We start from the raw sequence: 26,120 nt of genomic DNA, 5'->3' as shown, positions 1-26,120 counted from the left end.
TCCGTTCATCTTGCCGGGGGAGAATCCAGCCGTGATTGAGCCCCTCCCCAAAACCCTGGACACCACCGCTCCCTCTGCCGCCGGCGCGCCGGCGGCAGAGGTGCACGCGGCGCAGGTCCATGCAGCGCAGCTGCCCCGCGCTGCCGCCGCCCCGCCGGAGCGGACCCTGGTGGACATCCTGGCCGAGACGGCCGCCCGGTATCCCGACGCTTCCGCGCTGGACGACGGCCGCCGCTCCCTGAGCTACGCCCAGCTCCTGGCCGGGGTCAAGGCCGAGGGCCGGCGGCTGCACCAGGCCGGTCTGGGAGCGGGAGACAAAATCGGAGTGCGGATCCCTTCCGGTACCAACGAGCTCTACATCGCAATCCTCGCCGTGCTGCTGGTCGGCGCCGCCTACGTCCCCGTGGACGCGGACGATCCGGATGAACGGGCGAAGCTGGTGTTCGGTGAGGCCCGGGTGGCCGGCATTTTGCGGGCCAACGGCGAGATCGTCACGGACCACAAGCGGCCGCGCCCCTTCCCGGCTCCGCGCCCGGCCGCGCCCGACGACGACGCCTGGGTCATCTTCACGTCCGGTTCCACGGGGACGCCCAAGGGCGTCGCTGTACAGCACCGCTCGTCGGCCGCGTTCGTCGACGCGGAGGCCCGCATTTTTCTGCAGGACGATCCGGTAGGGCCGCAGGACCGTGTGCTCGCGGGACTGTCGGTGGCCTTCGACGCCTCCTGTGAGGAGATGTGGCTGGCCTGGCGGCATGGCGCCTGCCTGGTCCCTGCCCCGCGGGCTCTGGTCCGGACCGGCATGGACCTCGGACCGTGGCTGATCAACCACGGCATCACGGTGGTCTCCACCGTTCCCACTCTCGCGGCGCTGTGGCCTGCAGAGGCCCTAGAGAACGTCCGGCTGCTGATTTTCGGCGGCGAGGCCTGCCCGCCGGAGCTGGCCGAGCGCCTGGCGGTGGACGGCCGTGAGGTGTGGAACACCTACGGACCCACCGAGGCGACGGTGGTGGCCTGCGCCGCTCCGCTGGGCGGTACCGGTCCGGTCAGGATCGGGCTCCCCCTGGACGGCTGGGACCTGGCGGTGGTGGACTCCGACGGCGTCCCGGTGGCCGAAGGTGAGGTCGGCGAGCTCATCATCGGCGGCGTGGGGCTGGCCAGCTACCTGGATCCGCAGAAGGATGCGGAGAAATACGCCCCCATGCCCACGCTGGGATGGCGACGCGCCTACCGCTCCGGCGACCTGGTCCGCTTCGAGCGCGCCGGCCTGATCTTCATGGGACGCGCCGACGAGCAGGTCAAGCTTGGCGGCCGCCGGATTGAACTCGGTGAGATCGACGCTGCCCTGCAGTCCCTGCCGGGGGTTGCGGGCGCCGCCGCGGCGGTACGCACGACGGCGGCCGGCAACCAGGTCCTCGTGGGTTACCTTGCCCCCGCTGGCGGCACGGGCTCCGCCCCGGACCTGGCCGCGCTCCGTGAACTGCTCTCCGCCACGCTGCCTGCCCCGCTCATCCCCATGCTGACCGTCGTCGACACACTGCCCACCAAGACCAGCGGGAAGGTGGACCGGCATGCGCTGCCGTGGCCCCTTCCGGGTGCCGGCGCCGCGGATGCGGATGCCGCACCCCTGAACCTGCCGGAGGATGCCCAGTGGGTCGTTGACCAGTGGCAGGCCGTCCTGGGCACCAGCGTGGCCGGCCTCGACGCTGACTTCTTCGCCCACGGCGGAGGTTCGCTGGCCGCGGCGCAGCTCGTCTCCGCGCTCCGGGTCCGCTACCCCACCATCACCGTGGCGGACATCTACGCCACCCCGCGCATCGGCGCGCTGATCGAGACGGCCCGCCAGTCCATGCCCGACGGCGTCTCCGCCGGCCCTGCCCCCGACCGGCCGGTCCGCCCCACGGCCCTGAAGTCACAGGTCTTCCAAACCCTGATGGGCATCCCGCTGCACATTCTGGCGGGCATGCGCTGGCTGACCTATCTGATGGCTGCCAACAACATCCTGTTCGCGGTTGCCGGGTTCACGGCCGCGCCCACCGTGTCATGGTGGTGGGTGGCCGCCTCCTGGCTGCTCTTCGTCAGCCCGGCGGGACGGATGGCCCTCTCTGTTGCCGCCGCCCGCCTCCTGCTTCGCAACGTGCAGCCCGGGACCTACCCGCGGGCCGGCAAAGTCCACCTGCGCCTCTGGCTGGCCGAACAGATCCAGGACCTGGCCGGCGCCGTGAGCCTTGCCAGTGCGCCCTGGGTGCCGTACTACGCCCGGGCCCTCGGCGCCAAGATCGGGAGAGACGTCCATCTGCATTCCCTGCCCCCGGTGACCGGTTTGCTCACCTTGGGCCGCGGCTGCAACATAGAGCCTGAGGTGGACCTGTCCGGATGGTGGATCGACGGCGACATCGTCCGCATCGGCCATATCCACGTGGGCGCGGACGCCACCGTGGGAGCCCGCAGCACCCTGATGCCCGGGGCCAGCATCGGCGCCGGCGGCCAGGTGGAACCGGGTTCCGCGGTGCTGGGCAAGGTCAAGGCCGGCCAGGTGGTGGCAGGCTCCCCGGCAGGACGGCGCGGCAAGGCGAAGCAGGACTGGCCCGCGGCGCAGCCGGTCAGTTCCCTCCTGGGGCGCCTCTGGTTCACGGCCTTCGCCGCCGCGTCCGCCGTCCTCGCACTGATCCCCTACGCTTCAGCCGGAGCCGCGGCCCTGGTGGTCTACCTGTTCATTCGGGGCAGCGAGTCCCTGCTTGCTGCCTGGCCGCAGGTGCTCGCGTCGCTACCGCTCGCCGCTTTGACCTGGTTCCTCACCAACATGCTGCTCATCCTGGTCACCACCAGGGGCCTGGGCGTGGGCCTGAAGGAGGGCTACTACCGCGTGCGCAGCCGTGTCGGCTGGCAGGTGTGGGCCACGGAGCGGGTGCTGGACATGGCTCGGGACCTGCTGTTCCCGATTTACGCCAGCCTGTTTACGCCGGTCTGGCTGAGGCTGCTGGGGGCGAAGGTCGGAAAGAATGTTGAGGCCTCCACTGTCCTGCTGCTGCCGCGCATGACCACGGTGGGCGAGGGTGCCTTCCTCGCCGACGACACGATGGTGGCCTCCTATGAGCTCGGCGGAGGATGGATGCGGATTGCGCCCGCGAAAATCGGAAAGCGCTCCTTCCTTGGCAACTCCGGCATGACCGCGGCCGGGCGCAGCGTGCCCAAGAACTCCCTCGTCGCAGTTCTCTCGGCGACTCCGGGCAAGGCCAAGTCAGGCACCTCCTGGCTGGGCAGCCCGCCCGTCAGGCTGCGCCGCACCGCGGTGGCGTCCGACAGCACCCGCACCTTCCAGCCGCCGGCCCGGCTCAAGGTGGCCAGGACGCTCTGGGAACTGTGCCGGTTCGTGCCGGTGGCCCTGACAGTGGGTCTGGCCCTCGCCGTGATGCTCGTTTTCGACTGGCTCGCCACCGCCCTGGGCTACGGTGCGGCAGCGGCACTGGGAGGCGTGGTCCTGCTGTTCGCGGGCGGGGTGGCGGCAGGCTGCTCCGTGGCGGCCAAGTGGCTGCTCGTGGGCAGGATCAAGACCGGCGAGCACCCGTTGTGGAGCTCCTTCATCTGGCGCAACGAGGTGGTGGACACCTTCATCGAGATGGTGAGCGCCCCGTGGTTTGCCCGGTCGGCCAGCGGCACCCCGGCCCTCGTCTGGTGGCTGCGCGCCCTCGGCGCCAAGATCGGCCGCGGCACGTGGTGTGAAAGTTATTGGCTTCCTGAAGCGGACCTGGTGACGCTCGGTGCCAGCTCCACGGTCAACCGTGGTTGCGTCGTCCAGACCCACCTCTTCCACGACCGCATCATGAGCATCGACACTGTTAGTCTCGAAGACGGGGCGACGATGGGCCCGCACGGCGTGATTCTGCCGCAGGCGAGGATTGGCAAGGGCGGGACCGTTGGTCCGGCGTCCCTGGTGATGCGGGGCGAGACTGTTCCGGCCGGGACCTACTGGATGGGCAACCCGGTCAGCCCCTGGGCCGGGCCCGCCGTTCCCGCTCCGCGCCTCAAATAACAGCTAAGGAAGTCACACGCAGAATGAGCTCCGGAGAATCGCCCGGCCCGGCCGCCGTCCTCTCTGCCGGCGCCGCGGCCACCGGCGACCCCTACGTCCCGGGCCACGGAACAGATGCCTACCGGGTCCTGCACTATGAACTGGAGCTGGACTACAAGCTCGCCAGCAACCGGCTGACCGGCCGCGCAGTCCTGGCAGCTGTGGCAGCCCGCCGCACCTCCGCCGTCGTGCTCGACATGACCGGCCTCCGCGCCCTGAAGATCCAGCTGAACGGGGTCCGCGTCCGGAAGTTCACGCAGCGGGCGGAACAGCTCGTGGTGCACTGCGAACAGCCCCTCGAGGCGGGCTCCGAATTCAGCCTCGACATCCGGTATGACGGCAACCCGCGGCCCCGGAGGGGGCTCTGGGGCGAGGTGGGCTGGGAGGAGCTCACCGACGGCGTCCTCGTCGCCGGCCAGCCCAACGGGGCGCCGTCATGGTTCCCGTGCAACGACCACCCGCGGAACAAGGCCAGCTACCGCATCGCCGTCACCACTGACGCCGGCTACCGGGCCGTCTGCAATGGACTCCTCGTGGGGCAGACCGTGAGGTCAAGCCGCCAGACGTGGGTGTACGAGCAGCGTGAACCGATGGCGACGTATCTGGCGACCATCCAGATCGGCCGGTATGGGCTGGTGAGACTGCCGGACTCGGCCGGCGTGCCCCAGTTCGTTGCGGCACCGGCGCAGCTGGTGGGCCGGGCGGAGACAGCGCTGGCCCGGCAGGAGGCCATGATGAGCACGTTTGTGAGCCGCTTCGGCCCCTATCCATTCCCCGAGTACACGGTGGTGGTCACCGCCGATGAGCTGGAAATCCCGCTCGAGGCCCAGTCGCTGTCCATCCTCGGCGCCAACCATCTGGATGCCGGGTGGGATTCACAGCGCTTGATCGCCCATGAACTGGCCCACCAGTGGTTCGGCAACTCGCTGACGCTCGGCACGTGGAGCGACATCTGGCTGCACGAGGGTTTCGCCTGCTACGCCGAGTGGATCTGGTCCGAGGAAGCCGGCGTGATGTCCGCCCACGAGCGGGCGCTGGCCGCCTGGCGGCGGCTCAACGCCGGCGCCCAGGACCTTGCGGTGGGCGATCCCGGACCCGAGCTCATGTTCGACGACAGGGTCTACAAGCGCGGAGCACTGGCTCTGCACGCCCTGCGCCGCCGCTGCGGCGACCTCGCCTTCTTCGCGCTGCTGCAGGAATGGACCCGAGTACATGCCCACAGTTCCGTGTCGACCCCCGAGTTCATCCTCACGGCCGACCGTGTCACGGGGCTGGACTCGGAATCGCTGCTGCATCCCTGGCTGTACGAAGAAGCCCTGCCGCCACTGCCGTAGGTTGCGTCCGGCACCAGGTTTTCCGACATAAAGAAAGACCACGCCAAACCCCGGTCGGGAATCGGGTACTACAGTGGATGCATGGCTTCCAGCCGCAATCCGCTCGACGACCTGCGCGAAACCATCGGCCATCTGACCGATCAGCTCAAGCTGCACGGTTCGGAGCGCGTCGACGACCTGGTCGGCGATCTCATCGGTGCGAGGCCCGGGCCGGCCCGGCCGCTGTCCGAGGTGCAGGCCGAGCTCGACGCGCTGGTCGGTCTGGAGACCGTGAAGGAACAGGTGCGGGCCCTCGTCGCACTGCTCCAGGTCCAGGCCCGCCGTAAGGCGCACGGCCTGCCGGAGGTGGCCACTTCACAGCATCTGGTGTTCCTCGGAAACCCGGGCACGGGCAAGACCACCGTGGCGCGGCTCCTGGCCGAGATGTACCGCGCGGTCGGTCTGCTGCAGAAAGGCCACCTGGTCGAGGTCGACCGTTCGGGCCTGGTCGGGCAGTACGTCGGCGCGACCGCCATCAAGACGGACCGGGTGATCCGGCGCGCGCTGGACGGTGTCCTGTTCATCGACGAGGCCTACGCGCTGGCCCCGGAGGACGGCCGGACGGACTTCGGCCCCGAGGCGATCGAGGTCCTGCTCAAGCGGATGGAGGACCACCGCCACCGCCTGGTCGTGATCGTGGCCGGGTACCCGCGGCTGATGGAGTCCTTCTTGCTCTCGAACCCCGGGCTGCGCTCCCGGTTCGCCCGCGAGATCACGTTTCCCGACTACTCCGTCGACGCACTCCAGACGATCTTCCACCAGATGCTGGCCCAGCACGAGTACACGCTGGAGCCGGGTGCGGACCAGATGCTGCGCCGCATCCTCGCCGGGCTCCACGCGGGCGAGGACTCCGGCAACGCACGGTTCGCCCGCACGCTGTTCGAGCAGGCGCTCAACCGCCAGGCGCTGCGGCTCTCGCTCGACAAGGAACAAAGCCTCGACGCGCTGGACCGTGAGGCCGTCATGACGCTCACCGCGGACGACATCACCGAGGCCGCGCTGGCCTTGGGCGAGCAGCCGGAGCCGGAGCCGGAACCGACACCGGAACCGGAGCAGCCACGCTGGTGGCGCTGGCTCCAGGCCTGACCGGATCTGCCGCCGCAAACAGCACCACCGCGGCCTCGCGCTGCTCCGCAGACCACGAACTGCCCCGCAAACACGAAACTGCTCCCCGTAAGTCAGAACTGGTTTTTCAGTCCAACTTCCGAGGAGCAGTTCAAAAGGCGTGGTCTGCCTTTATTTTCAGCTAGCGCTGGACGGCACCAAACCGCTCGGCTGCGGTGGCGACGGCGTGCTCCCGCGCCTCCGATGCCTCGTCGGCCGTGAGGGTCCGGTCGGTGGCGCGGAACCGCAAGCCGAAGGCGAGGGACTTCTTGCCGTCCTCGATCCCCTTGCCCGCATAGACGTCGAACAGGGCCACGTCCTCAAGCAGCTCGCCGGCGCCTTCACGCAGCGCTGCCAGCACGTCGTCGGCGGGGACGTCCTGCGGCACCACGAGTGCCACGTCCTGCGTGGCCACCGGGAAGGTGGAGATGTGCCGGGCCACCACGACGTCGGCCGCTGCCTCGAACAGGGCATCCGCGTTCAGTTCCAGCGCGACGGTCCGTGCCGGCAGGTCATGCGCGGCCAGGAGCTTGGGGTGCAGCTCGCCGGCGTATCCCACCAGCTCGCCAGAGCGCAGCGAAAGCTGCGCGGCGCGGCCAGGGTGGAACGCCTGGTGCCGGCTCTGGGTGACGACAAGCTCCACACCAAGGACGTCGCCTGCCAGGCGTGCGATGTCCAGGGCATCCGCCCAGTCCCACAGCCTCGGCGCGTGACCTGCGGCGGCGGGCGAATCATGGCCGGTCAGGACGGCGGCGACGTGCAGCGGCTGGTCCGGAACGCCGTCGTACAGCGCGTCCAGCACCTCATCGGTTGGCTTGACGCCCAGCGGTGGGATGGACGGCGTGCCCAGCGTGTCACCGGGCAGGAATACCATGCCGGCTTCGAAGACGGCGAGGTCGCGGAAGCCGCGGGAGTGGTTGCGCTTAGCCACCTCCAGCAGGCCCGGCAGCACCGATGTGCGCAGGTAGCCCTGCTCCTCGCTGATCGGGTTGGCAAGCTTGACCGCGGTCCGGGGTGCGCCCTCCTCGGCCACGCCAAACGTCTCATTGGCGGCCTTCGACACGAAGGGGTAGGCCAGGACCTCGGTCAGGCCGGCGTCCGCCAGGGCCTGGAGCAGGCGGCGGCGCTGCTGCTGCACGCGGGTCAGGCCACGGCCTGGAGGCGCCACCGGCAGGGTCGCGGGGATCTGGTCGTAGCCCACCAGGCGGGCCACCTCCTCGGAGAGGTCCTCCTTGGTTTCCAGGTCGGTCCGCCAGCTCGGCGCGGTAACGGTCCAGCCGGCGTCGGACTTTTCGAGAACGGCGCCCAGATCCTCGAGGGACGTGACGATCTGCTCTTCGGTGAAGTCGATGCCAATCCGGGCCGCGGGATATTCTCCCGGCAGCGCGATGGTCACCGGATCCGGGGCGGTTCCGACGTCGGTGCCCGCCTCTTCGGCGGTCCCGCCGGCCAGTTCCACGAGAAGGTCGACGGCGCGCTGGGCCGCGATGTTGGCGACCTGCCAGTCCACGCCGCGTTCGAAGCGCTTGGAGGCTTCTGACGGGAGCTTGTGTCGCCGGCGCGAGCGGGCAATGGAAACTTCCTCGAAGTGGGCGGCCTCGATCAGGACAGCCGTGGTGGCGTCGGTAACCTCGGTGGACGCGCCGCCCATGACGCCGGCGACGCCGATGGGGCCGGAGGCGTCAGTGATCAGCAGGTCCTCGGCGTCAAGCGCACGTTCCTTGCCGTCGAGCGTGGTCAGCTTCTCCCCCGCCACCGCACGCCGCACCACGATGTCGCCGGACAGCTTGTCCTGGTCGTAGAAGTGCAGCGGCTGGCCGAGCTCGAGCATCACGTAGTTCGAGATGTCCACCGGCAGCGAGATGGACCGGATGCCGGCCAGGCGCAGTCGTGAAGACATCCACGGGGGCGTGGGCCGGGTGGCATCCACACCGCGGACGGTACGCGCTACGAAGCGGTCGCAGCCGGGCTTGCCGTAGATGGGCGCGTCGTCGTTGATCTTGACGCCGTAGCCGCCGGAGAGGACAGCTGGCGCGTTGACCTTCGACGCGGGGTCCGTGAATACCGTGGCGGTGGCGTGGGCGTATTCGCGCGCCGCGCCGCGGATCGAGAACGCGTAGCCGCGGTCCGGCGTCACGTTGATTTCGGCGGCCTGGTCGTAGAGGCCCAGCAGCTCCATGGCGTCCGTCCCGATCTCGGGGTCCAGGCCGATCCGGGAGAGCACCAGGATGCCGTCGTGGTCCTCGCCGATGCCCAGTTCACGGACGGAGGCGATCATGCCCGCGGACATGTGGCCGTAGGTCTTCCGCGCCGAGATGTGGAAGTCGCCGGGAAGGACGGCGCCCGGCAGGGTGACCACCACCTTGTCACCTTCGACGAAGTTGTGGGCGCCGCAGACGATGCCCTGCACGCCGGACGGATCGATGCCCTTGCCGGTCAGGGTCTGCTCCTGTCCCTCGGGGACGACGCGGACCTGGCACCAGTTGATGGTCTTGCCGTTGGACTGCGGTTCCTTGACCAGGCTCAGGACCTGGCCCACCACGACGGGTCCGCGCAGGGCGTCCGTGGGGCGGTGGACCGCTTCCTCTTCAAAGCCGACCTTGACCAGCTCTGCCATGACGTCTTCGGCCGTGGCTCCGGCCGGTACCTGCGCAAATTCACGCAGCCAGGAAAGTGGGATACGCACTGTTAGATCTCCATCCCGAAGTGCTCGCTGAAACGTACATCGCCCTCGATCATGTCGCGCATGTCGCCGACCTCGTTGCGGAACATGAGCGTCCGCTCGATGCCCATGCCGAAGGCAAAGCCTGAATAGACGTCCGGATCGATGCCGGCAGCCCGCAGGACATTGGGGTTGACCATGCCGCAGCCGCCCCATTCGATCCAGCGGGGCCCGCCCTTGGCGCCGGGGTGGAAGATGTCCAGCTCGGCGGACGGCTCGGTGAACGGGAAGTAGTTGGGGCGCAGCCGGATCTGGGCTTCGTCGCCGAACATCTGGCGCGCGAAGTGCTCCAAGGTTCCGCGGAGGTCAGCCATGCTGAGCTTCTTGTCGATGGCCAGGCCCTCGAACTGGTGGAACACCGGGGTGTGCGTGGCGTCGAGCTCATCGGTGCGGAACACCTTGCCCGGGCACAGCACGTAGATCGGCAGCTCCCGCTCCAGCATGGACCGGACCTGCACCGGCGAGGTGTGCGTGCGCATCAGCAGATGCGCTTCCGGCGGCTCCACGAAGAACGTGTCCTGCATTTCGCGGGCCGGGTGGTCCGGCTTGAAGTTCAATGCGTCGAAGTTGAACCACTCGGATTCCACCTCGGGGCCTTCGGCGATTTCCCAGCCCATGCCCACGAAGATGTCCGCGACGCGGTCCTGTAGCGTGGACAGCGGATGGCGGGCTCCGGCCCGGCGGCGGCGCGGGGCTGCCGTGACATCCACGGTCTCCTCGACGAGGATGCGGGCGTCGTTCTCCGCCTCGAGCTGGACGGTGCGGTCCGCGAGCGCCTTGTTAACACGTCCGCGGGATGTTCCCATCAGCTTGCCGGCGGCGGCTTTCTGATCCTTGGGCAGGCTTCCGATCTCACGGTTGGCGAGGCTGAGCGGCGACTTCTCGCCGGTGTGGGCCAGGCGGACTGTCTTGAGTTCATCGAGCGTGGACGCGCCGGCAATGGCGGCGACGGCCTGGTCCACGGCGGCGTTGATGGCGGTTTCATCCAGAGGGTTCGGGACGGCGGCGCCCGGCAAAGTTTCAGTCATCTACTGTTCTTAGCTACGAGTCGGGTGATGCCAGCGGCCGGTGCAGCCGCGCCGGTTTCCCCGGCAGCGCGTCCGTCGCTGGCACGTCTTTGCAGAAAGTCGTCCAAGGACGTCATCCAAAGACGCCATCCATAGACAAGGGCAGGCTCACCGGCGGATGGCCGGCGGGCGCTGTTTCCAGTCTAATTGACAGCGCCGGTCTAATTGACAGCGGGTGCCTGTGGACGCCTGTATTGCACCGCGGCCCGCGGCTAGCATGGCCTCATGACTCAAGGCCCCCTAACCCGGGGCCCGCTGACCCCGGGCCCGCTGACACGAGGACAGCTGACACGAGGACAGCGCCTGAGGCAGCTCGCAAACCTGCTGAACGCCTCCACGCCGCTGGGGCTGGTGCTTGCCGGGCTGGCCCGCACCCGGACGTTCCGGGGTCCCCGCGGCCTGATTGTCGCCACCGGTTACCGCTGGCGGCTGCCGGTGGCTGGCGCCTTCACGGTGGGCAACGTGGTCATCTTCCGCACCGATCCGGACGCCGCCTTGACGAGCCGCCTACTGCTGGGCCATGAGGAGCGGCACAGCACCCAGTACGCCTGGTGCCTCGGGCTGCCCTTCCTGCTGTTCTATTTCGCGGCCGCGGCCTGGTCGGCCGCGCGGTACGGCGATCCGGCGTCGGGAAATCCCTTCGAGCGGCACGCCGGCCTGGAGGCCGGCGGCTACGTGGACCGGAGGGGCAGGCATGACCGGAGGCGCAGGCATGACCGGAGGCACAGGCACGACCGGAGGAACAGGCACGACCGGAGGAACAGGCATGAGTGAACCTGCGGGCCGGGCGGAAGCCCGGACTGTCGAAGTCACAGGAACCGGAACCGCGGATGCGGCGCCGGACCTGCTGACCCTTTCCATTGGCGTGGAATGCCGGCGCGACAGCGCGGTCGATGCCTATGCCGCCGCCGGCGAGGCCTCCGCTGCCGTGACGGCTGCGCTGCGCAGCAGGGGCGTGGAGAACCGGGACATCAGGACGTCGGGGCTCAACGTCCGGGCCGACGTCCTCTGGCAGGAGGGCCGGGGCCAGCAGGTCACCGGGTACGTGGCATCCAGCATGCTCAGCGTCCGGTTGCGGGATCTTGCCTCCGGCTCCGGAATAATCGCTGCTGCCGTGGAGGCCGGCGGCAACGACGTCCGCCTGGATGGCGTGCAGCTCGGCTTTGCCGATGCTGCAGCCGTGACGGCGCTGGCCCGCGAGGCCGCCTGGGCCGACGCGCGGGCAGCAGCCTCACAGCTGGCCGCGCTTGCGGGCGCTGAGCTGGGTGAGGTGGCCTCCGTGCGGCAGCAACCGGTACCGTCTGCCCCCATCCCGGTGGGCGGGATGCAGCGGGCCTTCGCTGCCGACGCCTTGACGGTGGAAGCCGGTGAATCCGGCGTCAGCACCAGCGTCACGGTTGCGTGGGAGCTGCACCCCCGGTCAGGGATGCCGCCGGTGCCCTAGTGCAGGCTGCCGGCGGCGAGCGCGACGTCGGCTGGCTGAATTACGCCGGATGGCTGGGACGGCTGGCTAACCGACGTCCGGACGACGGCGGCAATCGCCGCCGCCATTGCAGCGACAGGCAGTGACGGGACAGCGCTCCCCTGCTCTACCTGGTCAGGCGCGAACGGCACGTGGACGAACCCGCCGCGGACACCCGGCCGGGTCGCGAGCTCGTGCATGAGTGTATAGAAAGTGTGGTTGCAGACGTACGTTCCCGCCGTCTGTGAGACCTCGGCGGGAACACCTGCACTTTCCACGGCAAGAAGGGCCGCCTTGATCGGCAAAGAAGTGAAGTAGGCTGCCGGGCCCGCGGGCACCACCTCCCGGTCCACGGGCCGGTTCCCTGCATTGTCCGGGATGGGCGCGTCATCGCAGTTGATTGCAACCCGTTCCAGTGACACGCGCCCGCGGCCTCCGGCTTGCCCGATGCACACCACCAGTTCCGGCTCCAGGCCACCGAGGGCATTGCGCAGCACACTCCCGGCGGCGCCGAACACGCAGGGCAGTTCCGCGGCCTCCACGGCGAAGCCTTCGGCCCGGAGCAGATCCCGCGCGGACAGGGCGGCCGCCCACGACGGATTCATCGGCTGGCCGCCGAAAGGTTCAAAGCCGGTGAGCAGAATCATGGACCCAGCGTAGCCGCCCCTCCGCAGGAAACGCCGACGGCGGGCCTTGACTTAACTTCGAACATATATTCGAATGGGGGCATGAGATGGGACGCACAGGCACTCAAACCCGCACAGGAAGAGGTGCCCGGGACTGCACCCCTGCTGCCCTTGGCCGGCCTCGTGCGGTCTGTGTCCACACCCGAGTTCGCCGGCGTCACCTTTCATGAGGTCACCGCCAAATCGGTGCTCAACAAGGTGCCCGCCGGCTCGCGGATGCCGTTCGAGTGGACCGTGAACCCCTACCGGGGCTGCAGCCACGCGTGCGTCTACTGCTTCGCCCGCAAGAGCCACACCTACCTGGACTTCGACGCCGGGCTTGATTTCGACAGCCAGGTGGTGGTCAAGATCAACGCGGCCGAGGTGCTGCAAAAGGAGCTGGCCAAGCCCTCCTGGAACCGGCAGCACGTGGCGCTGGGCACCAACACGGACCCCTACCAGCGGGCGGAAGGCCGGTACCGGCTGATGCCCGGTATCATCGGCGCGCTGGCCGATTCCGGGACACCGTTGTCCATCCTGACCAAGGGGACTTTGCTGGCGCGTGACATTCCGCTCCTGAAGCATGCCGCGGCGCAGGTGCCTGTGGGCATCGGGATCTCCCTCGCCATGACGGACGAGCAGCTCTCCGAGGCCATCGAACCAGGCACGCCCGGCCCCAGGGCCCGGCTTAAGCTCGTGTCCAGGCTCCGGGAAGCCGGGCTGCCCTGCGGGGTCATGGCCATGCCCATCCTGCCGTGGCTTTCGGACAGCGACGAGGCCCTGGACTCCTTGTTCGCCTCACTGGCGGCCGCGGGTGCCACCGGTGTCACGGCCGGGGCGCTGTATCTGAAGCCCGGCACCCGGGAATGGTTCATGCAGTGGATCGCCGCCCGGCATCCGGAACTGGCGGGCCGCTACCGCAGGCTGTATGGCACAGGCTCGTACGCGTCCAAGGAATACCGCACCTGGCTTGCCGGCAGGGTCCGCTTCTTCAAAGCCCGGCACGGCTTCACCGGCTCGCACGGGTTCAGCCACCGGGACGTCGAGGATTCCCCCGTCGACGATCCCCGGGGCGAGGAAGCTGCCTACCCGGAGGGAAGCATTCCGCAGGATCGCTCAGGGCAGGCTAGGTCGGCGCAGCATGGCCACGGCAGCGCCCGGACGTCCCAGCCCACACTGTTCTGAGCCCTGCCGCGCCCAGCCAAAAGCGCCTCCACCAAGAGCGCTCCAACCAAATAAGAGGAGGGCAGGACGGTCACCGTCCTGCCCTCCTCGGGTTTCTGCGACACGCTCCGCAGTACGCCCGTTAGCCCTAGCCGGTCAGCCTGAGCTGATCGGTCAGCCTTAGCTGGCCGGAATCACCAGGCCCTTGAACTCCGTCTGGATGAAGTCCTTCATCTCCTGCGACGTCAGGATCTTGTAAAGCTTCTGCACCCGGGCGTCGTCCTTCTTGTCCGCATTCACGGCGAGGACGTTGTAGTAGGCGCTGTCCTTGCCCTCGACCAGGATCTGCTTGTCAGTGCTCAGGCCGGCCGGCAGGGCGAACGCCAGGGTGACAATGGCGGCGTCCTTGTCGTTCAGCGCCTGCGGGAGGCTGGCGTTCTCGATCTCCGTGAACTTCAGGTTCTTCGGGTTGGCCGTCACGTCCTTGAGCGTGATGGGGTTTTCCGTCACCTCGATGAGCCCCTTGGACGCGAGCAACTTCAGGGCGCGGGCCTCATTGGTGGGGTCATTGGGGATGGCCACCGACGCGCCCTCAGGTAGGGCGTCCACGCTCTTCACCTCGTTGGAGTACAGGGCCATCGGCGGCAGGTATACCTTTCCGACGCTGACCAGGTTCTTCCCCGAAGCCTTGTTGTACGTCTCCATGAACGTCGTGTTCTGGAAGAGGTTGGCGTCAATGTCGCCGTCGCTCACGGCAGGGTTCGGGGTGTTGTAGTCGCTGAACTCCTTGTATTCGACCGTGAGGCCTTCCTTGGATGCGAGCTCCCGCTGGACGTGCTTGAGCATGTCGCCGGCGGGCACCGCGAGGGCACCTACCTTGATGGTCTCCGAGGCGCTGGAGGAGCTTGGGCTGCCACAGGCAGAGAGGGCCAGGACGGCGAGGGCTCCGGCAGCAGCGGCCTTGAGGATGGTGGATCGGATCATGCTGGACTCTTTCAGGATGGAGCGGATGGGGGTGAAAACGCGTGGCTGAGATCTGGTGTCAGCGGTGGGACAGCCTGCGGGCGGCAAAGTTGCCCAGCGACTGGAACAGCTGGACCAGGAGGATCAGCAGGATGACGACGGCGAACATGTACTCGGGGCTGTAGCGCTGGTAGCCGTAACGGAAAGCCACATCGCCGAGCCCGCCGCCGCCAACCGCACCCACCATGGCTGAGTATCCGATGAGGCCCACAACGGTGGTGGACAGCCCCAGCGCCAGTGCGGGGACCGCCTCGGCAACCAGGACCTTGGTGAGAATCGTCCAACGGGTGGCGCCGAGCGACTGGGCTGCTTCAACGAGGCCCTTGGGCACTTCGCGGATGCCGATTTCCACGAGCCGGGCGAAGAACGGAATGCCGGCGATCGCCAGCGGTACGATCGCCGCCGTCGGACCGATAAAGGAGCCGACCAGCAGGCGGGTGAAGGGAATCAAAAGGATCATCAGGATGATGAACGGGATGGACCGGCCGATGTTCACCACGACGTCCAGCACCCGGTTCACGGCGACCCCCAGGGCACGGCTGCCGAACGGCCTGGCCAGCAGCCCGTGAGCCTCGGTGGTAACCAGCAGCACGCCGGCCGCCAGCCCGAAGAGAACCGTGAGGAGCAGGCTCACGCCTACCGTGTAGAAGGTCTCCCCGGCGCCCTTGAGGATGGTGTCCAGCAGGTCCGCCCAAAAGTAGGGATCGTTGCGGTCGATCACTTGATTACCTCCACATGAAGTCCTTGGGACCGCAGGTCGGCGACGGCGCCGGATACGGTCGTTGCATCACCGGGCAGTTCCAGCCGGGTCCGCCCTGTCTGGCGGCCGTGGATGGTTTCCACGGCAGCGCCCAGAATTCCCACGTCGATGCCGTGCTGGCGTGCCAGCTGGGCTATGACCGGCCGGTCCGTGGCCACTCCCGTGAAGGTGATCTCCACGACCGCGTTGGAGGTAGGCGGGATGTCGCCCAGGGGGAAAAGTGCCTGGCCAAGCAGGGACTTCTCCGTGGTGAGCAGTTTCTCGACGGAACCCTGCTCCAGGATCCGCCCCTGGCTCATGACGGCGGCCGAATCGCAGATGCGCTTAACCACGTCCATCTCGTGCGTGATGAGGAGTACGGTCAGGCCCAGATCCTTGCTCAGCTGCCGGATCAGGTCGAGGATCTGGCGTGTGGTGTCCGGGTCCAGCGCCGAGGTGGCTTCATCGCTGAGCAGCACGGACGGGTTGGACGCCAGCGCGCGGGCGATGCCGACGCGCTGCTTCTGCCCGCCCGACAGCTGGGCGGGATACGCATCCGCCTTGCCGTGCAGATCCACGAGTTCAAGGATTTCCAGCGCGCGGGTCCGCCGCTGAGCCCGGCCCGCACCGGTAATCTCCAGCGAGAGCTCAACATTCGCCCGCACGGTGCGCCCGCTAAGGAGGTTGAAGTGCTGGAAAATCATGCCGATGTCGTGGCGGGCCTGCCGCAGCTCCCTGCCGGCCAGCTTTGTCATGTCCCGGCCGCCGACGTGGACGGTTCCGGAATCCGGCTGTTCCAGGGAGTTGATGGTGCGGATCAGGGTGCTTTTGCCTGCGCCGCTCTGCCCCACGACGCCGAATATTTCGCCCTTTTTCACGGACATTGTGACGTCGTCGAGGGCGCGGACCTGCGCGGCCCCGGAGCCGTAGCTCTTGACGACACGGCTCACGGATATCATGCGGTTCCTTCAGGGCTGGGCGCGGAAATCTCCCGGAACTGTTCAAGGAGTGAGACACCGCGGGGGTGTCCAGCATGTAATTCTGCCCAGCAGCTCCGCGCGGCAACAAATCCGAACAATCAGCTCGAGGAGAGCCGTGAAGGGTGGTGTTAATTTCCGCGGAGAGAGTTTGCGCGGTTCGCCGCGGCGACGCTGGCGAGCAGCGCCCGGACAATCGGGAGGTCGGCCGGAATCCAGGGCAGGCTGAGAGCTTCGTCACCTTCGCTGATGCTGACCCAGCGGAGTTCATCGTGATCTTCGAGCGGCCGCGGTTCTCCGTCTGCCACTTCCGCGAACCACACCCGCATCGCGGCCTTGTCGTTCAGGGGCCAGCCGGCTGGCCCGGGCGCCAACAGCTCCGCCCCAAGAACGACGGCGATGCCGAGTTCCTCGCGCAGCTCCCGGTGCAGTGCACTCTCGGGGACCTCGCCAGGTTCCACTTTGCCGCCCGGGAATTCCCACATGCCGGCAAACTGCGGAGGCGCCGTCCGGCGCGCCACGAGAAGCCGGACGGGAGCGGACAACGAGTCCACCACGGCCCCGCCGACGACGTTAATCAGTTCAGTCACCGGTCCAGTCTAGGAGGGCGCAGGTTTTTCATGAGGCGGGCCCTCCCGGGCCCGGAATATCCATCCCGCCGGAAGCTTGTTAAAATCAGACATAACAGTGGCAACGAGGCCTACTCCGCAACTCCCCTTCGAAAAGCAGGCACATGACTTCCACTGTCCAGGCTCCCCCCACGCCCAAAGCCGCCACGAACATCGGACCCGCCATTCTTGCGCTGGCCATGGGCGGCTTCGGCATCGGTGTCACCGAGTTCGCCATGATGGGACTGCTCAAGGAGGTCGAAGTCGGACTCCGGATCAGCACCCCCGAGGCCGGGCACCTGATCTCGGCCTACGCCCTGGGCGTCGTCGTCGGAGCTCCCGTACTTGCCGCCGTCGGAGCGAAATTGCCGCGCAAGCTCCTTGCGCTGGGGCTCATGCTGTTCTTCAGCGTTGCCAACCTCTCCTCGTTCATCGCACCCGATTACGCGAGCATGCTGGTCTCCCGGTTCGCCGCCGGCCTGCCGCACGGCGCGTTTTTTGGCGTGGCCGCGGTCATCGCCGCTTCCTTGGTGGCGCCGACTAAGCGGGGCTGGGCCATCTCCATGGTGATGGCGGGGCTCACGGTTGCCAATGTGGTCGGCGTCCCCTTCGCCACCTGGCTCGGCCAGGCCTTTGGCTGGCGCCTGCTCTTTGTCCTGGTGGGACTGCTGGGACTGGTGACCCTGGCACTCATCTGGAAATTCGTTCCGTTCCAGAAGGCGCACGCGGACGCCAGCATCCGCAGGGAGCTGGGCGCGCTCAAAAGAGCGCAGGTCTGGCTGGCCATCCTCATCGGCATCGTCGGATTTGGCGGGTTCTTCGCCACGTACACCTACATCTCCCACACCATGACCTCCGTGGCCGGGATCCCCGCCGCCCTGCTGCCGTTCGTGGTGGCCCTGTACGGCCTGGGAATGGTGGCCGGCAACATCGTCGGTGGCCGGATTGCGGACAAGTCCGTGATGGGGACCATCTACCGCGTCCTGCCGGGAATCGCCGTCGCACTGGTGGTGTACGCCATGGCTGTGCACTGGCCGTGGTCGGCCTTCGTCATGGTGTTCGTCGTGGGTGCCGCCGGGTCCATGCTTGTACCCGCCCTGCAGACCCGTCTGCTGGATGCGTCTCCCGATGCGCCGTCGCTGGCGTCCTCGCTCAACCATGCCGCCCTGAACGTCGCCAACGCCCTGGGCGCCTTCCTGGGCGGCCTGGTGATCGCCTGGGGCTGGGGCTACGTTGCCCCCGCCCTGGTTGGTGCCGTTCTCGCCATTCTGGGCCTGATCGTGGCCCTGTTCAGCGGCCTGCTGGAACGCAAAAAGCCGCTGGCCCCGTAACAGCAGTCACGGAGCCAGCGGCCCAGAATTGCACGGAGCCAGCGGCTCAGAATTGCAGGGGGCGGCCGGACCTACAGCCAGCTAGGCGCCTGGCTCGCCCGCAAGGGCGGGCCCGCTGGCCACCTGGGCGCGGCGGATGTCTGGCTCCAGGTAGATGACCCGCGCGATGGGAACGGCCGAGCGGATCCGGGCTTCGGCGTCGTCAATTGCCTTGGCAATGTCCAGCCCGGAATCACCTGCATCCACGCTGATCTTGGCCGCCACGAGCAGCTCCTCCGGGCCCAGGTGCAGGGTCTTGAGGTGGATAATGGTTGTGCCGTCCGCCTCGATGGCGCGCCGGATCCGGCCGACGTCGTCCTTGGTTGCCGACTCCCCCAGCAGCAGGGATTTGGTTTCCATCGCCAGGATGACGGCAATCGCCACGAGCAGCAGACCGATCATCCCGGTTCCGATTCCGTCCCAGATGCCGTCGCCGGTCAGCAGGGTCAGTCCCACGCCGAACAGGGCGAAGACGAGGCCCAGCAGCGCACCGAAGTCTTCGAGCAGGATCACCGGAAGCTCGGGCTGCTTGGCGGTCCGCACGAAGCTGATCCAGCCCTGGCTGCCGCGGATGTGGTTGGCTTCGCTGATGGCCGTCCGGAACGAGAACGACTCTGCGATGATGGCTCCCACCAGCACGGCCAGGGGCACCCACCAGAAGTCGCCTTCTATGGCGTGCGGGTGCTGGATTTTTTCCCATCCCTCATACAGGGCGAACAGGCCGCCGACGCTGAAGAGCACGATGGAAACGATGAACGCATAAATGTACCGCTCGCGTCCGTAGCCAAAGGGGTGTTCCGGGCTGGCCGCCCGCTGTGCGCGTTTTCCGCCGACCAGCAGCAGGATCTGGTTGCCGGAGTCCGCGACTGAGTGGATGGCCTCAGCCAGCATCGACGAGGAACGCGTCAACAGGAACGCGACGAACTTCAGGACAGCGATGGTCAGGTTGGCGGCCAGCGCCGCCACAATCGCCTTGGTACCGCCATTTGCAGACAAGGGAGCCTCACCTCTTCACGTGGAAATTTCAAACGGATGGGACAGGGCGGCATGGAACCGCCGTCTAGGAAATACCGTACCGCTCCGGCACTGGACGGGCCCCGGACGGGCACCGGAGAGGGCCTCAGACGCCACGAAAAGAGCCAAAAGTAAGCCTGCTGACAAATAATCACGCGCTGTGTTAGCTTGAAGCCATATCGGGACTGATAAGAATCGATCCCGACGAATATGAAGGAGCAGACAATGGGATTTCTTGCTTGGATTATTCTCGGCCTGATCGTAGGCGCAATCGTTAAAGCCGTCATGCCCGGCAGGGTCGGCGGCGGCTGGGTCACCAGCTTGGTTCTGGGCGTCGTTGGCGCCATCGTTGGCGGCTGGATCGGCAGCCTTCTCTTCGGCAAGGGTGACCTGGCGTTCTTCGACCTTGGCACCTGGATCCTCGCCATCATCGGCGGCCTCGTAGTCGCAGGTATCTACGGCGCAATCACCGGCCGTAGCCACAGCACCCGGGCACCATAACAGGCCCGAATCACAGGCACTGGGCTGCAACAGGCCCAGGCCCAGGCCCAGGCCCATAACAGACAAATCAGACAGGAGCGGGGGCCCACCGGACGGTGGGCCCCCGCTTCTTCGTGTATTGCTGCCGACGCTGTCCACGAGCGGAGTTCTTGTCCACGTGTCGCGACTAAAAGTGCCCTTTGCGGCCGATATCTGTACAACAACTCCACCACGCTAGGCGGGCTGCTGGGACCTCGCACTGGCGTAGAGGCAAACGGTGGCGGCCGTCCCGAGATTGAGGCTCTCAGCGGCGCCATAGACCGGCACCGCCACCCGATGGTCGGCAAGCGCAAGCTCGTCCTCCGAGAGCCCTTGGGCTTCGTTGCCGAAGAGCCAGGCCGTGGGGTTTTCCAGGGCGTAGTCAGAGCCGGCGGCCGAAGCGCCAAGCCGGCGTGCGGCGTTCTCGTCCTGCAGGCGGTCGAGGTTCAGCTGCCCGTAGCCATCCGCTGCCAGCACACCGATCCCCCGCTCCCTGCACATCGCAGCCAGCTCGTTGACGTCAGCGCCGAGAACCACTGGAAGGTGGAAGAGGGAGCCGGCGGTGGAGCGGACCGCCTTGGGATTGTAGACATCCACGCTGGAACCGGTGAGGATCACGGCATCGGCGCCGGCGGCGTCTGCGGCCCGAAGCACCGTCCCGGCATTCCCGGGATCGCGGACCTGGCAGAGCACGGCAATCAGCCGCGGTCCGGCGTCGAGCACGTCCGCCAGCTCGACATCCACGAAATCGCACACCGCAACGATCCCCTGCGGGGTGACGGTGTCCGCCATGGCGGCCAGGACGTCGTCCGTGGCGAGGCGGGCACTGGTTTCCACGGCCAGCTCTTCAAACTCGGGGTACCGGTCCAGGCAGGCCTCGCTGGCGTACACCTCGCGGACGATGCCCGGCTGGCCCGCAGCGATCCGCTTGCCGTGAAGCACCAGGGCCTCACGTACTGCCTGCGGGCCCTCGGCCAGAAACTGCCGGCGCTTTAAACGTGCCGGGCGCCCTGCAAGCTTTGCCACGTCCCTGACCCGATCTGCTCGGGGATTGGAGAGTGGAAAGTCTTGCGGGCGCCCGGTTTCGTTCATATAAGAAACCTTAGTGGCTGTTGCCACCGGTCCTTGAACTGGGAGTTGCCTGCTTACTCAGCAGCTGCAGCAACCGGCTTCTTCGCAGCGCGTGCGCGGGTAGCCTTGGCCTTCGGTGCAGCCTCAGCCTTGGCGGCCGGAGCGGAGGTGTCTGCAGGCAGGGAGTCCTTGGCAACCTGGACCAGCGCAGCGAAAGCGTTGGCGTCGGAAACGGCGAGCTCGGCCAGCATGCGGCGGTCAACCTCAACCTCAGCGGCCTTCAGGCCCTGGATCAGACGGTTGTAGGTCAGGCCGTTGGCGCGGGAGGCAGCGTTGATGCGCTGGATCCACAGGCGGCGGAAGTCGCCCTTCTTCTTCTTGCGGTCGCCGTAGCTGTACACAAACGAGTGCAGCAGCTGCTCTTTGGCCTTGCGGTACAGGCGTGAGCGCTGTCCACGGTAACCTTTGGCGCGTTCGAGGATAACCCGGCGCTTCTTGTGGGCGTTTACCGCCCGCTTCACACGTGCCACGTGCGTACTCCTTCAAAAATCTGATCCCAAGCGACTACTGCCGGTGACCGGCTGGCCTGAGAAGGCTTATTAATAGTTGACTGCTGCCAGGTGGCAGTCAGTCAGAATGCTTGGAAATTAGATGCCGAGCATCTTCCGGATGACCTTGGCGTCGCCCTTGAAGACGATCTTGTCGCCGGCAAGGCGGCGGGTCAGCCTGGAGGACTTGTGCTCGAGGTAGTGGCGGCGGTTGGCCTGCTGGCGGCGCAGCTTGCCGCTACCGGTCAGCTTGAAGCGCTTCTTAGCACCGCTGTGGGTCTTCATCTTCGGCATGGGAACCGATCTCCTTACGTATCCGCGGACAATGTCCGCAGTTCTATCGTGCAGCCGCCCCTGCGGGCGGCATGCTGGTTGCTGACTGCCTGAAGGCGATGCCTTCCGCAGTTTCGAACTAGGTGGTCTTCTTGCCCGCCGGCTTCGGCGTGGGCCGGGGCGCTGCGGGTCGTGCAACAGGCTTCGGCGCTGCCGGCCGGGCCACCGGCTTGGGCGTGGCCGGGGCAGCCGCAGGCTTCGGCGCTGCCGGAGCAGGCGACTCAGCTACGGGAGCCTTCGGCTCAGCAGGCGCTGCCGCCTTCGGTGCTGCGGGGGCTGCCGCTCGGGGAGCAGCGGGGGCTGCCTTGGGTGCTGCGGCCTTGGGTGCTTCGCGCTTCGACTCGGCCTCCTTGGGTGCTGCCGCAACCTTGGGTGCTTCGGCAACCTTGGGGGCTTCCGCGGCCGGAGCTGCTTCGGCCGGAACCGAGGGCGCTTCGACGGCGGCTTCCGGAGCGGCTGCCTCAGCTTCTGCCGGGGCGTCTTGCGCAGGGGCCTCCGTGGAAACCTGGAAGCCTTCCGGCAGAAGGTCCGCAAGCGACTGCGTCAGGGGTGCCTGATCGTCACCGGACGTGTCCACGCGGCCTGCGGCCTTGGCTTCATTCTGGGCCTTGGCTTCTGCACGCTGCGTTGCGCGGCGCGCTTCGGCCTTAGCCTCCGCCTTGTTCTTCAGCGGGCCGATGACCATGACCATGTTGCGGCCGTCAATGCGGGGGCTGGACTCAACCACGCCGACCTCACCGACATCTTCCGCGAACCGCTGGAGCAGGCGCAGGCCCATTTCGGGACGCTGCTGCTCACGGCCGCGGAACTGGATCATGGCCTTGACCTTGTCCCCGGCTCCGAGGAAGCGGAGGGCGTGGCCGCGCTTGGTCTCGTAGTCATGGGTGTCGATCTTCAGGCGGAACCGGATTTCCTTCAGAACCGTGTTGGTCTGGTTCTTCCGGGCCTCACGGGCCTTGACCGCGGCTTCGTACTTGTACTTGCCGAAGTCCATCAGCTTGCACACCGGAGGCTTGGCCTGCGGTGCAACTTCAACGAGATCCAGGTCGGACTCGGCAGCCAGACGCAGGGCATCCTCAATACGGACGATTCCTACCTGTTCGCCGGCAGGGCCGACCAGCCGCACCTCAGGGACGCGGATACGCTCATTGATTCTTGGCTCGCTAATGTTAAAGCTCCTGTGTTCGTGATGGGTGTACCACCGGCAAAATAGAGAAGGCCCCCAATTGCCGGAGCAATCGAAGGCCTCAAAGGATCGGATGTGCACATCCCGCGAGGGACTGCACGCACTTCCCCAGGCTCCTGCCCGGTGAACCGCCCGACCGTTACCCGGCAACCTTGCTTCCCTAAAACCCCAGGGGAAACGGCTGACGCGGGTGGGAGAGAACTCCGCTTGCAAACTGAATATCAATTCTACATAAAGAAGCCCGCTTACCGCACATTGGCGGCAGTGGGTCTCATCCACGGCAAAATAACGACATCCAGTCGGTCTGTGACAAGCTTACCAGTATGAGCACTCCAGACAGCAATTCACACGTCTACCAGGCGCCTGGCGCCGGGGACGACGTCACGCAGCAAATCCGCGACATCTCCGAGGTTCCTGCGATCGAGGTCATCACCACGGCCGCCGTGCACCTCATGAGCGCCTCGGCCGTGAAGCTCGGCCTGGCCGCTGAGGAGAACGCCGCTGAGCTGAAGGACCTGGATGAGGCCCGCAAGCTCATCACCGCCCTCGCCGGCCTGGTGACGGCGGCCGCCCCGGAAATCGGTTCGCAGCATGCCGGGCCGTTGCGTGATGGCCTGCGGTCACTGCAGCTCGCCTTCCGCGAAGAGTCGATCATTCCGGATCCTCCGGGCAAGGGTCCCGGTGAGAAGTTCACCGGTGCAGTGAACTAGAGATTGAATTACGACGGCGGCGGGCCGGCTCTTCGGGGCCGGCCCGCCGCCGTTTTTGTCTTCGGGGGGCACTAGCTCCGGTAGCGCTCTCCAGCCACCCTGCTTCCGCGAAACCGGAGAGTGTCAGGATGCGGCGGCGCGGCGGCGCCGCTGCTGGAGGACAAGTCCCACAGCGCAAAGCAGCACCCCAGCCACCCCGACGGACACAAAGCCCCCGGCCGCGCCAATGCTGTCGATGAAAAGTCCGGCCAGCGGAGCCCCCAGTGCCACGCCGGCGGTCAGCGCGGACCCGTACCAGCCCATGGCCTCGCCCCGCCTGGCCTCGTCAACCAGTTCGGCCACCTTCTCGGAGGCTGCCGAAAGCACCGGAGCACAGAGGAGCCCCGGCAGCAGCGACAACAGGCTGAGGGTCAGTGTGTCGGTGGCGAAGCCCATGGGAATGGTCAGTGCAGCCATGCCCAGAAGCAGGAGTATCGGTGAGACAGGCCGGTGCATGGCCCCGTAGACGAGGCCGCCGACCACCGAGGCGGCGCACCAGAAGAGGAACACCACACCGATCTCGCCCTGGCGGCCGCCGGTCTCCAGGGCAGCCACGATTCCCACATCGGTGCCGCTGAGCACCATGCCGGCGCCACCGGCAACAGCGAACACCGCGGCTACCGCGGCGGTGAACCAGCCGAAGCTGTGGGCCACCCTGCGCTTCAGGACTGCCCGCCGACTAATGCCCGCGGCCGCCGGGCCGAGTTCAGCGGCAGCCTCCTGCAGGTGTGCGGGGGCCGCGGCCACCACGGCCACCTCTGCGGCAACCTGTTCGTCCGCCTCACACGATTCGCTGCGGACAGCACTGCGGGTGGGCGGGTTGAACCACATGAGGAAGAGCCCGGCCAGCGATGTCGAGACGCCGACGGCGGTCAGCCCCAGCACGGAATGGCCGCTTGTGGCCACCACGGCACCTGCGGCCGGGCCGATCATGAACACCATCTCCGTGCTGACAGCGTCCAGCGCGAAGGCGGTCCTGCGCTGGTCGCCGTCCGCAAGGACCCCCAGGGACTGCCGCACCACACTGAAAATGGGCAGCGTCAGAAGGCCGCCCACGAACACGAGCGGCAGCAGCCACTGATAGGAGACGTGCGGCACGATGGACCAGATGACTGTTTCCGAAATCACGGAGGGTATCAGCGCTCTCCGCAGGCCCGCCGTATCCACCCGGCGGCCGCGCCAAGGGGCGCCGAGCGCGATGCCGATGGTCATCACGGCCGCTGCCGTTCCCGCGGCCGCGTAGCCCTCACCGAGGGTAAGGACGATGTGCAGGGTCAGCAGGACGCCCGCCGCCGAGTGGGGAATGCGGGCGATCATGCCGACCGCCAGGAGCCGCCGGATGGGCCGGACGGCCAGCAGCTCCCGGTACAGGCTGAAATTCACAGGTGGGTCCTCATTCCGCCGCCGGACAGCGCCGGAACGGACCCCACCGGGCCAGCGGCTACTGCGCGGCGCGCCTTAGCTTTACTTCGATCGAATCAACGCGCTCACCAAACAATACATTCCGGCTCCACTCGCTCTGGAGGCCGGCAACGAGGGCCTGGACTGCGGCCGCATCGAGTCCGTCCTCCAGGTAGAGCACCACCCGCAGTTCCGGTCCGGCGCCGCCGCCATCGACGCTGCTCCCCGAAGCCGTGGTTGTGGCTACTCCCCCGCCGGGAAGGACATCGAGTCCGCGGACTGCGGGCTTACCTTCCGCTCCGGCACGCAGCACGGCGGCCAGCTCGGCGTCCAGGTAGGCCGGCACCCACTGCCGCTGCTGCGCGAGGGCCCAGACGCCGGGGCGCCGGACCACGAAGGTCACTTCCGCCCCGGGGTCCACCACCAGCAGCTCGGCCCCCTCGGCGACGGCGGACAAGGCGGCCCGCGCGGCGTACACGGCCACCGGACGGGCCTCCGGGTGCCACGCCGCCAGGGCTGCTGCCGTGCTGAACACCGGCATGGCGAGGCGGCCGTCGGGCGCCTTGAGCGTCACCAGCGCCATGTCCGCCTGCTTGTCTGCGTGCACGCCGTGCGCGCCCTCGGCTTCTTCCGCCAGTTGTGCCACCACGGGGACGAAAACCCGGGCACTGGCCAGTGAGGCAACCACCGCGGCCTCGCCGCCGTCCCCGGCAACAAGAGCGGAGACTGCGGTGAGGTAGCCGGCGTCGGCCGCGCCGTCGTCGTCCTCGAAGTTGTGGATCTTGGCGTCATCACCGGCGAGGCTGCGCCCGGCCCAGGGCTGACCGGCCGAATCGGCGGCGCCACCCGCCCCGGCCAGGGCAGCCTCGATGTGACCGGGCAGCCTGCGAACCGGGGGCAGGTCCGCCGCCGGTCCGCCGCCGTCCGCGGAGTTGCGCTGGTGCTCGGTCACGGCG

Annotated in this window: 23 protein-coding genes; 9 read left to right on the top strand and 14 right to left on the bottom strand. The window is 67.5% G+C overall.

The window, feature by feature from the left end; genetic code table 11:
• Window positions 1-100 precede the first annotated feature (100 nt).
• From LFT45_RS08465 to LFT45_RS08455, 3 genes are all read left to right on the top strand, one after another.
• Window positions 101-4,030, top strand: coding sequence for a Pls/PosA family non-ribosomal peptide synthetase (locus LFT45_RS08465; RefSeq protein ID WP_236809195.1), 3,930 nt, complete (start codon window positions 101-103; stop codon window positions 4,028-4,030).
• 23 nt (window positions 4,031-4,053) lie between these two features.
• Window positions 4,054-5,403, top strand: coding sequence for a M1 family metallopeptidase (locus tag LFT45_RS08460; protein WP_236807913.1), 1,350 nt, complete (start codon window positions 4,054-4,056; stop codon window positions 5,401-5,403).
• An 81-nt stretch (window positions 5,404-5,484) separates the two neighbouring features.
• Entirely contained in the window at window positions 5,485-6,528 is a 1,044-nt protein-coding gene (locus LFT45_RS08455; RefSeq protein ID WP_236807912.1) for an AAA family ATPase, read from the top strand.
• 160 nt (window positions 6,529-6,688) lie between these two features.
• On the opposite strand, the gene pheT is transcribed toward LFT45_RS08455, so the two are convergent.
• The gene (pheT, locus tag LFT45_RS08450; protein ID WP_236807911.1) at window positions 6,689-9,232 is read right to left on the bottom strand and encodes a phenylalanine--tRNA ligase subunit beta; all 2,544 of its coding nucleotides are present in this window, start codon (window positions 9,230-9,232) and stop codon (window positions 6,689-6,691) included.
• Window positions 9,233-9,234: 2 nt separating this feature from the next.
• A complete protein-coding gene (pheS, locus tag LFT45_RS08445) occupies window positions 9,235-10,296 on the bottom strand; it encodes a phenylalanine--tRNA ligase subunit alpha (RefSeq protein ID WP_236807910.1) in 1,062 nt (353 codons plus the stop codon).
• Window positions 10,297-10,560: 264 nt separating this feature from the next.
• On the opposite strand from pheS, the gene LFT45_RS08440 reads away from it, so the two are divergent.
• On the top strand, window positions 10,561-11,109 hold the full coding sequence (locus tag LFT45_RS08440) for a hypothetical protein (protein WP_236807909.1): 549 nt from the start codon (window positions 10,561-10,563) through the stop codon (window positions 11,107-11,109).
• On the top strand, window positions 11,102-11,779 hold the full coding sequence (locus tag LFT45_RS08435; RefSeq protein WP_236807908.1) for an SIMPL domain-containing protein: 678 nt from the start codon (window positions 11,102-11,104) through the stop codon (window positions 11,777-11,779). Before LFT45_RS08440 ends, LFT45_RS08435 begins: the two co-directional genes overlap by 8 nt.
• Here the strand turns inward: LFT45_RS08435 and pcp are convergent.
• Entirely contained in the window at window positions 11,776-12,444 is a 669-nt protein-coding gene (pcp, locus tag LFT45_RS08430) for a pyroglutamyl-peptidase I (protein ID WP_236807907.1), read from the bottom strand. The genes LFT45_RS08435 and pcp overlap by 4 nt on opposite strands.
• An 81-nt stretch (window positions 12,445-12,525) precedes the next feature.
• On the opposite strand from pcp, the gene LFT45_RS08425 reads away from it, so the two are divergent.
• A complete protein-coding gene (locus tag LFT45_RS08425; RefSeq protein ID WP_236807906.1) occupies window positions 12,526-13,647 on the top strand; it encodes an Rv2578c family radical SAM protein in 1,122 nt (373 codons plus the stop codon).
• 159 nt (window positions 13,648-13,806) lie between these two features.
• Here LFT45_RS08425 and LFT45_RS08420 read toward each other — a convergent pair whose 3' ends face one another.
• The 4 genes from LFT45_RS08420 to LFT45_RS08405 all read right to left on the bottom strand — a co-directional run bounded on the left by LFT45_RS08420 (window position 13,807) and on the right by LFT45_RS08405 (window position 16,955).
• Entirely contained in the window at window positions 13,807-14,610 is an 804-nt protein-coding gene (locus LFT45_RS08420; protein ID WP_236807905.1) for a MetQ/NlpA family ABC transporter substrate-binding protein, read from the bottom strand.
• Between the two features lie 58 nt (window positions 14,611-14,668).
• The gene (locus tag LFT45_RS08415) at window positions 14,669-15,370 is read right to left on the bottom strand and encodes a methionine ABC transporter permease (RefSeq protein WP_236807904.1); all 702 of its coding nucleotides are present in this window, start codon (window positions 15,368-15,370) and stop codon (window positions 14,669-14,671) included.
• Window positions 15,367-16,347, bottom strand: a complete 981-nt coding sequence (locus LFT45_RS08410; RefSeq protein ID WP_236807903.1) for a methionine ABC transporter ATP-binding protein — start codon at window positions 16,345-16,347, stop codon at window positions 15,367-15,369. Before LFT45_RS08410 ends, LFT45_RS08415 begins: the two co-directional genes overlap by 4 nt.
• Before the next feature lie 149 nt (window positions 16,348-16,496).
• Window positions 16,497-16,955, bottom strand: coding sequence for a (deoxy)nucleoside triphosphate pyrophosphohydrolase (locus LFT45_RS08405; RefSeq protein WP_236807902.1), 459 nt, complete (start codon window positions 16,953-16,955; stop codon window positions 16,497-16,499).
• 143 nt (window positions 16,956-17,098) lie between these two features.
• Between LFT45_RS08405 and LFT45_RS08400 the strand changes: the two genes are divergently transcribed.
• A complete protein-coding gene (locus LFT45_RS08400; protein WP_236807901.1) occupies window positions 17,099-18,304 on the top strand; it encodes an MFS transporter in 1,206 nt (401 codons plus the stop codon).
• An 81-nt stretch (window positions 18,305-18,385) separates the two neighbouring features.
• Here LFT45_RS08400 and LFT45_RS08395 read toward each other — a convergent pair whose 3' ends face one another.
• The gene (locus LFT45_RS08395; RefSeq protein WP_236807900.1) at window positions 18,386-19,339 is read right to left on the bottom strand and encodes a cation diffusion facilitator family transporter; all 954 of its coding nucleotides are present in this window, start codon (window positions 19,337-19,339) and stop codon (window positions 18,386-18,388) included.
• Between the two features lie 243 nt (window positions 19,340-19,582).
• On the opposite strand from LFT45_RS08395, the gene LFT45_RS08390 reads away from it, so the two are divergent.
• On the top strand, window positions 19,583-19,858 hold the full coding sequence (locus LFT45_RS08390) for a GlsB/YeaQ/YmgE family stress response membrane protein (protein WP_003798714.1): 276 nt from the start codon (window positions 19,583-19,585) through the stop codon (window positions 19,856-19,858).
• 213 nt (window positions 19,859-20,071) lie between these two features.
• Here LFT45_RS08390 and LFT45_RS08385 read toward each other — a convergent pair whose 3' ends face one another.
• The 4 genes from LFT45_RS08385 to infC form a co-directional block, all read right to left on the bottom strand.
• Window positions 20,072-20,968, bottom strand: a complete 897-nt coding sequence (locus tag LFT45_RS08385; RefSeq protein WP_236807899.1) for a TrmH family RNA methyltransferase — start codon at window positions 20,966-20,968, stop codon at window positions 20,072-20,074.
• Between the two features lie 53 nt (window positions 20,969-21,021).
• A complete protein-coding gene (rplT, locus tag LFT45_RS08380) occupies window positions 21,022-21,477 on the bottom strand; it encodes a 50S ribosomal protein L20 (protein ID WP_111904720.1) in 456 nt (151 codons plus the stop codon).
• A gap of 117 nt (window positions 21,478-21,594) precedes the next feature.
• Window positions 21,595-21,789, bottom strand: a complete 195-nt coding sequence (gene rpmI, locus LFT45_RS08375) for a 50S ribosomal protein L35 (RefSeq protein WP_009358635.1) — start codon at window positions 21,787-21,789, stop codon at window positions 21,595-21,597.
• A 118-nt stretch (window positions 21,790-21,907) separates the two neighbouring features.
• On the bottom strand, window positions 21,908-22,954 hold the full coding sequence (gene infC, locus LFT45_RS08370) for a translation initiation factor IF-3 (RefSeq protein WP_236807898.1): 1,047 nt from the start codon (window positions 22,952-22,954) through the stop codon (window positions 21,908-21,910).
• A 383-nt stretch (window positions 22,955-23,337) separates the two neighbouring features.
• Between infC and LFT45_RS08365 the strand changes: the two genes are divergently transcribed.
• A complete protein-coding gene (locus LFT45_RS08365) occupies window positions 23,338-23,724 on the top strand; it encodes a DUF1844 domain-containing protein (RefSeq protein WP_003798723.1) in 387 nt (128 codons plus the stop codon).
• A 123-nt stretch (window positions 23,725-23,847) separates the two neighbouring features.
• On the opposite strand, the gene LFT45_RS08360 is transcribed toward LFT45_RS08365, so the two are convergent.
• Window positions 23,848-25,146, bottom strand: coding sequence for an MFS transporter (locus LFT45_RS08360; RefSeq protein WP_236807897.1), 1,299 nt, complete (start codon window positions 25,144-25,146; stop codon window positions 23,848-23,850).
• A 58-nt stretch (window positions 25,147-25,204) separates the two neighbouring features.
• Window positions 25,205-26,116 carry an SseB family protein gene (locus LFT45_RS08355; RefSeq protein WP_440158619.1) on the bottom strand — a complete coding sequence of 304 codons (912 nt, stop codon included), beginning with the start codon at window positions 26,114-26,116 and terminating at the stop codon, window positions 25,205-25,207.
• Window positions 26,117-26,120: the final 4 nt, after the last annotated feature.

This window comes from Arthrobacter sp. FW305-BF8 (assembly GCF_021789315.1).
In the GTDB taxonomy this organism is placed as follows: domain Bacteria; phylum Actinomycetota; class Actinomycetes; order Actinomycetales; family Micrococcaceae; genus Arthrobacter.
Note: the sequence above shows the minus strand (reverse complement) of the source record. Positions and strands in the feature narration are given on the sequence as shown.

Coding starts and splice junctions, on each gene's coding strand:
- LFT45_RS08385 (WP_236807899.1), bottom strand. CDS start 20,968: ATGAACGAAACCGGGCGCCCGCAAGACTTTCCACTCTCCAATCCCCGA.
- LFT45_RS08425 (WP_236807906.1), top strand. CDS start 12,526: ATGAGATGGGACGCACAGGCACTCAAACCCGCACAGGAAGAGGTGCCC.
- rpmI (WP_009358635.1), bottom strand. CDS start 21,789: ATGCCGAAGATGAAGACCCACAGCGGTGCTAAGAAGCGCTTCAAGCTG.
- LFT45_RS08410 (WP_236807903.1), bottom strand. CDS start 16,347: ATGATATCCGTGAGCCGTGTCGTCAAGAGCTACGGCTCCGGGGCCGCG.
- LFT45_RS08440 (WP_236807909.1), top strand. CDS start 10,561: ATGACTCAAGGCCCCCTAACCCGGGGCCCGCTGACCCCGGGCCCGCTG.
- pcp (WP_236807907.1), bottom strand. CDS start 12,444: ATGATTCTGCTCACCGGCTTTGAACCTTTCGGCGGCCAGCCGATGAAT.
- LFT45_RS08455 (WP_236807912.1), top strand. CDS start 5,485: ATGGCTTCCAGCCGCAATCCGCTCGACGACCTGCGCGAAACCATCGGC.
- LFT45_RS08390 (WP_003798714.1), top strand. CDS start 19,583: ATGGGATTTCTTGCTTGGATTATTCTCGGCCTGATCGTAGGCGCAATC.
- LFT45_RS08420 (WP_236807905.1), bottom strand. CDS start 14,610: ATGATCCGATCCACCATCCTCAAGGCCGCTGCTGCCGGAGCCCTCGCC.
- LFT45_RS08400 (WP_236807901.1), top strand. CDS start 17,099: ATGACTTCCACTGTCCAGGCTCCCCCCACGCCCAAAGCCGCCACGAAC.
- pheS (WP_236807910.1), bottom strand. CDS start 10,296: ATGACTGAAACTTTGCCGGGCGCCGCCGTCCCGAACCCTCTGGATGAA.
- LFT45_RS08365 (WP_003798723.1), top strand. CDS start 23,338: ATGAGCACTCCAGACAGCAATTCACACGTCTACCAGGCGCCTGGCGCC.
- LFT45_RS08435 (WP_236807908.1), top strand. CDS start 11,102: ATGAGTGAACCTGCGGGCCGGGCGGAAGCCCGGACTGTCGAAGTCACA.
- LFT45_RS08460 (WP_236807913.1), top strand. CDS start 4,054: ATGAGCTCCGGAGAATCGCCCGGCCCGGCCGCCGTCCTCTCTGCCGGC.